Raw genomic sequence first — 4,758 nt, forward strand, 5'->3', positions numbered from 1 at the left:
AAATTCTTCGGTGTACTTGGTGACGTGACGCTTTCCCATTGTGATTCCTCCGGCTCGGATTATTGTAATTTATTTGTCCGGAATAGGGTAGCCTGATCACACTGTGCTCGCATTAAAGCATTTATTGACCAATAAAAAAAGTGCTACAGACTATTTTCGTAAGCACTGGTTTCAATGGTTTAATGATTTAGTCTGGGCGATTACCGGCCTAATTACTTTAGGCATTGGTACTGGCTGGTATTTGGGTTCGTGGGCTATGGCTTTAGGGCCTGGTGGAATTATCTTAACAATTGCGATGTGTGGCTTTGATGTTCTTAATATGGCAGCTAAAGCTTATACAAAAATGCGCAAGATGAATCGCATTATCGCTCATGTTAATAAAGAAATCAAAGAGATTTGCACTGGCTTGGGTTTAGCTTATTCTGCTGATATTGAAGCTCTACATGCCAATATTGAAAAAAGAGAGCAAGAGCTTATAGAACTAATAGCAAGCAGAGTGTCTGGCCAATCTAATCCGGACCTGGCTCTGGTCGACGGCATACAGAAAGAGCAAGCGGCTATTGAAAAGATAAAAGACCTTGTTGATATTAAAGAAAGAATATTATTAAAGAAGGCCTATTTAGAGTATGATCAATTCATCGGTATAGGCACTTCTATCGGTTTCCTCGTGGGTTTAGCTTTGATCTTAACAGGCCCCATTGGTACCGCTATAGGAGCGAGCCTTATTCTTATAACCTGCGGTATACAGTACTGGCTTAATCACTACTTTTTACCTAAAAAAGAAATTCAACTTGCTACTGATCCGTTAGAATTACTACATTTAAAGCTAGATAGCCATATTGATGCTCAAATTGCCAAATTTACCAAAGCACTTGACCAATTAGGTGAAGGATCCGAAAAAGCACAAACTGAACTAAAACTACAAACTTATATGGCAGCAAAAGCAGAGCTGGAAAGCTGGCAAACAATGCCAGATCGCAATAGCCATAGTGATAAATTACATCAAGCCATGTCTTTAGCGATGGATGCGAGTAAAATTTGTAGAAGAGGCAATGGAGCGCCTAGTAGCTATAAAGCTCTTAAAGCTGAACTTAAATACTTTACGGTCGACTGGCAAGATAGATATAAACAAACACAAATTAAGTTTAACCCTTTATTAAAAGACTTTTTATCATCCAGTAAAATAAAACCTAGTGCTGAAAATGACCGGATGACTTCTTTAATCTTTCAAGACTCTTTTATCGCAGATGGCGCGGTTTCTGGGGCATCAGGTGTGTTTTCAGCACCGGCTTCACTAGTCTAAAACTTGATAACTCACCTTCAGAGGGAGGCGAGTTTATTAAATAAGTCATTAAACTACTTTAAGCCTACGATCAAACATTAAATAAGCTTTTCAGACTCACTTTATTACTAATTTATGGCTTTTAATAAGGATATAAGTCTTTTGAAAGCTTTTAACTATATGTATTTGGTCCAAGCTTATTCTCATCTCACCTGGGCTAATTAATATATTAACTTATTTTTCTCTGCTTTTAGTTTTAAGAAGTTTTAATTAAAGGTTTTAAAGCTTTATATGTCCAGTTCCTCTCGTTTTTTGGCTGATGTGCTGAGGGTGTCCTTCGACATTAATGTTTCCTGAGCCTGAGAGTTCAGCATTTAGGCTATTTTGTGCATAAAGGTTAATATTTCCAGAGCCTGAGAAAGAGACTGTGACTTGCTTTGCTTTTAGATCTCTCGTATCAATTTTGCCTGATCCTTTATTATTAATACTGAGCTGGTTGATGCGACCTTTTAGCTTGGTGTCTCCCGAGCCTGAATGTGTAATGGTGAGGGCATTTTGGTAAATGTTGGAGAGCTCGACATCGCCGGTACCTTGTTGATCAATGGCTTGTACTTTTAATATGCCGCTTAAATTAATATCACCTGAGCCGGTGAGCTTAACTGCTAATTTTTCTGCTTTAATATTTTTACCCTTAATGTCTCCAGAGCCTGAGAGAGTAACGGCTGTAAGTTTATCTGCGTAGTATATCTTTATTTTTCCGCTGCTGGAGTTTTTAATTGCAGTCAGATGTGGAGTGTAAACGTTAATTTTTGTGTGTTTAAATGCATCCCAAGGTGCATTTGGTTTAGTGCTGATCATTAAGGTGTTTTTTTCAACATCAGTTTTAATAAAAGGAAGCATACTATCAGCTGCATTGATAATTTGAATATAAGGCTTATTGCCTTGTTTAATGACTATATCGATAGAGCTGTTATTAGTAACATTTTCAAAATAGCCTGTCATATGGCTTGTTGCTGCTAAGCTTGTGCTGATTAAAGTAAAATTAAGAAGCAACAGTATTGAAATTTTTTGTTCGATTTGTTTCATAAGTAGCCATGCTCACCCTTATTACTTGGAGTTTAAATCATATTATTCTTTGTGTTGGATAACAAGCAAACTAGGCTTAATAAAAAATACAGCTGCTATAAAGTAGCTGTATCTGCAGAATATCTACTTTATCAAAAATCAAAGATAGTCGTTAAAAAGGTAGATTGATGTCATGTTATATTAACATACGATGAAAAGAGCTGGCTGCACCGTTATGAATTCGTATAGAGTAAGACTTAAGATTGAGGATTAAAGATGAATTTAACTGATCAGCATTTTATAAGCTATCAAGGTTATACACTTTATCAAAACATGCGCTCGCAAGGCAGTGATACGTTATTGGTTTTTATTCATGGTTTAGGCGATTCGCAGCTTAATTACCAATTGTTTTTTGATTTGCCTGAACTATTGCTTTTTGACCTGGTTACACCAGATTTGCTTGGACACGGGAAAAGCAGTCGGGCTGATGATTATGATTTATTGGCGCAATGTTTATATACTCAACTGGCATTTATCATTCCAAAGTATCGACGTGTTATTTTAGTGCCTCATTCTATTGGTGGCATTTTAGCAACAGCGCTTTGTCAAACGGACTTAAAAAACTCTATTTCTGGTGTTTTTGCGTTAGAAACGAGCTTAACGCAATATGGTTCTTATTTAAGTGAAAAAATTTCGAATATAATTAAACAAGGGGAAAATTTTGATCTATGGTTTGCAGAGTTTAAAAATAATATTTACCAGCAGGGCCATCAAAATGAAATTGCCCGGCTTTATTATGCTAGTTTATGTTTAGTGGATCCAGGAGCATTTTTAACTTTGGCTTTGGCAACACGAAAAATTGCTACTGAAATTTCGGCGCAAGAATTTACTAATAGTAGCGGCACTGCATTTGCTATGTTAGATATTCCAAAAGTATATTGTCTGGGGGCTGAGGGTAATCAGCAGCAGAGTTTACCTTTTTTGCAGGCTAAAGGGATTGAAATGGTGAGGCTACCGACCTCGTCTCGTTGGCTTGCGCAAAGCTGTCCAAGTGAGTTTATCAGGGAATTAAAGGCATTTATTGCTAAGCTAGACTGAGACTGAGAATATTTGATAAAATTGTGAGTTGCCGGTTATGCAAATGTATACAGCACATTAAAGACTGTTGAAGTGGATAGCCGGTGGGAACCTTCAGTGCTATTGGAAAAATAGGTTGTATTAAATTGTGCTTGCAAGCCAAGATTGTCCCTTAATTGTGTCGTCAGAGCGGTGACAGTATTAATTGTTGTTAAGTCTGATGTATACGTTGGCGTGATTGTTTCTGTAAACGTAGTTTTGTCATTGATTTGCCAGTTTAGATCTATTTGGGTGTTTATGCTTAATGTTCTATTTGGCTCTTCAGCGCCTTGGATTTTCAACTGTTGATAGCCTGGACCAATTTGTGCATCAACTATCATATTTTGATTATGATAAACGGTATAGCCATAGCCAAGAGAATAATTCCATAAGTAATCATTACCATTGAATCGATCGTAATTATAAGTAAAGCCATTATAGAAAAAGCTGTTATCTCCAAATAAGTAATTCGCTTGTGTTGCGATATTGTATTGGTCTGTGCTTAGGCCATTATCAGATGAGTGTTCGTATTGTTGGTCAATTTTTGTTGAAAAAGTCCAGGGTGCTGATGCGTATTTTAAATTGAGTGTTGTGCTGCCTTTTTGAGAGGGGTTATCCCCTGTATTAATAATTGCTCCAGCGCCAATATTGCTTCCTTGCCAGGGGTTTGGGGTTGATGTCGCAAGTGTTGTACTTTTTTGATAATTTGCTTTGAGTTTCATTAATTGCTGTTGGCTTGTAGCGAGTTCTTGCTGCTGTTGTTTAATATGCTGTTGTAATAATTGGAAGCTTGCCAGTGTAGGAGTTGAAGTTGAATGGACGATTATGGCTATTATCAATGTGATAGCTAACAGAAGAATTTTTTTCAGCACAACATAAACTCTTTTTTATAAGATATAGTACGACCATAGTGAGGGAAATTCAAATGTTTTTGATTTAATGTGAAAAACTTGAGCTTTTAATGCTGGTTTTCTTGGATTTTATGGTTGCGAGTATGCAAAACTATCTATGTTTTTTAAAATATTAAACTTTACAATATATTTATATTTTTATAATAAATATTGTTATTTTTTAGGTGTTTTATTTTTTAAGTAGCTTTGGATTTAGATGGCAGTGTCGGGCTAGTCCTTAAAACTGTTCAAAACTGGAAAAAGGTGTTTTTAGCAAATGCAAGCCTGGCTTTTAATATCGATAGCGCTGTGGCGGAGTTTAAGGATGAAATTAAAACCAAAGAAAAAGAAGTGAATGAACTTCACCGTCAACTGGGCAAACGCACAGCAGAGTTGGAGTGGGCG

4 protein-coding genes are annotated in these 4,758 nt (G+C 36.6%); 2 read left to right on the forward strand and 2 right to left on the reverse strand.

Annotated features, from left to right (window positions below; translation table 11 throughout):
- The first annotated feature begins 103 nt into the window (after window positions 1-103).
- Window positions 104-1,303 carry a hypothetical protein gene (locus C200_RS14335; protein ID WP_016211626.1) on the forward strand — a complete coding sequence of 400 codons (1,200 nt, stop codon included), beginning with the start codon at window positions 104-106 and terminating at the stop codon, window positions 1,301-1,303.
- Window positions 1,304-1,561: 258 nt separating this feature from the next.
- Here C200_RS14335 and C200_RS13355 read toward each other — a convergent pair whose 3' ends face one another.
- A complete protein-coding gene (locus C200_RS13355; protein WP_016211631.1) occupies window positions 1,562-2,368 on the reverse strand; it encodes a head GIN domain-containing protein in 807 nt (268 codons plus the stop codon).
- A 255-nt stretch (window positions 2,369-2,623) separates the two neighbouring features.
- Between C200_RS13355 and C200_RS13360 the strand changes: the two genes are divergently transcribed.
- Entirely contained in the window at window positions 2,624-3,445 is an 822-nt protein-coding gene (locus C200_RS13360; RefSeq protein ID WP_016211634.1) for an alpha/beta hydrolase, read from the forward strand.
- 35 nt (window positions 3,446-3,480) lie between these two features.
- Here C200_RS13360 and C200_RS13365 read toward each other — a convergent pair whose 3' ends face one another.
- Entirely contained in the window at window positions 3,481-4,302 is an 822-nt protein-coding gene (locus C200_RS13365; protein WP_144019380.1) for a DUF481 domain-containing protein, read from the reverse strand.
- Window positions 4,303-4,758: the final 456 nt, after the last annotated feature.

This window comes from Piscirickettsia salmonis LF-89 = ATCC VR-1361, assembly GCF_000297215.2.
GTDB classification, from domain to species: Bacteria; Pseudomonadota; Gammaproteobacteria; order Piscirickettsiales; family Piscirickettsiaceae; genus Piscirickettsia; species Piscirickettsia salmonis.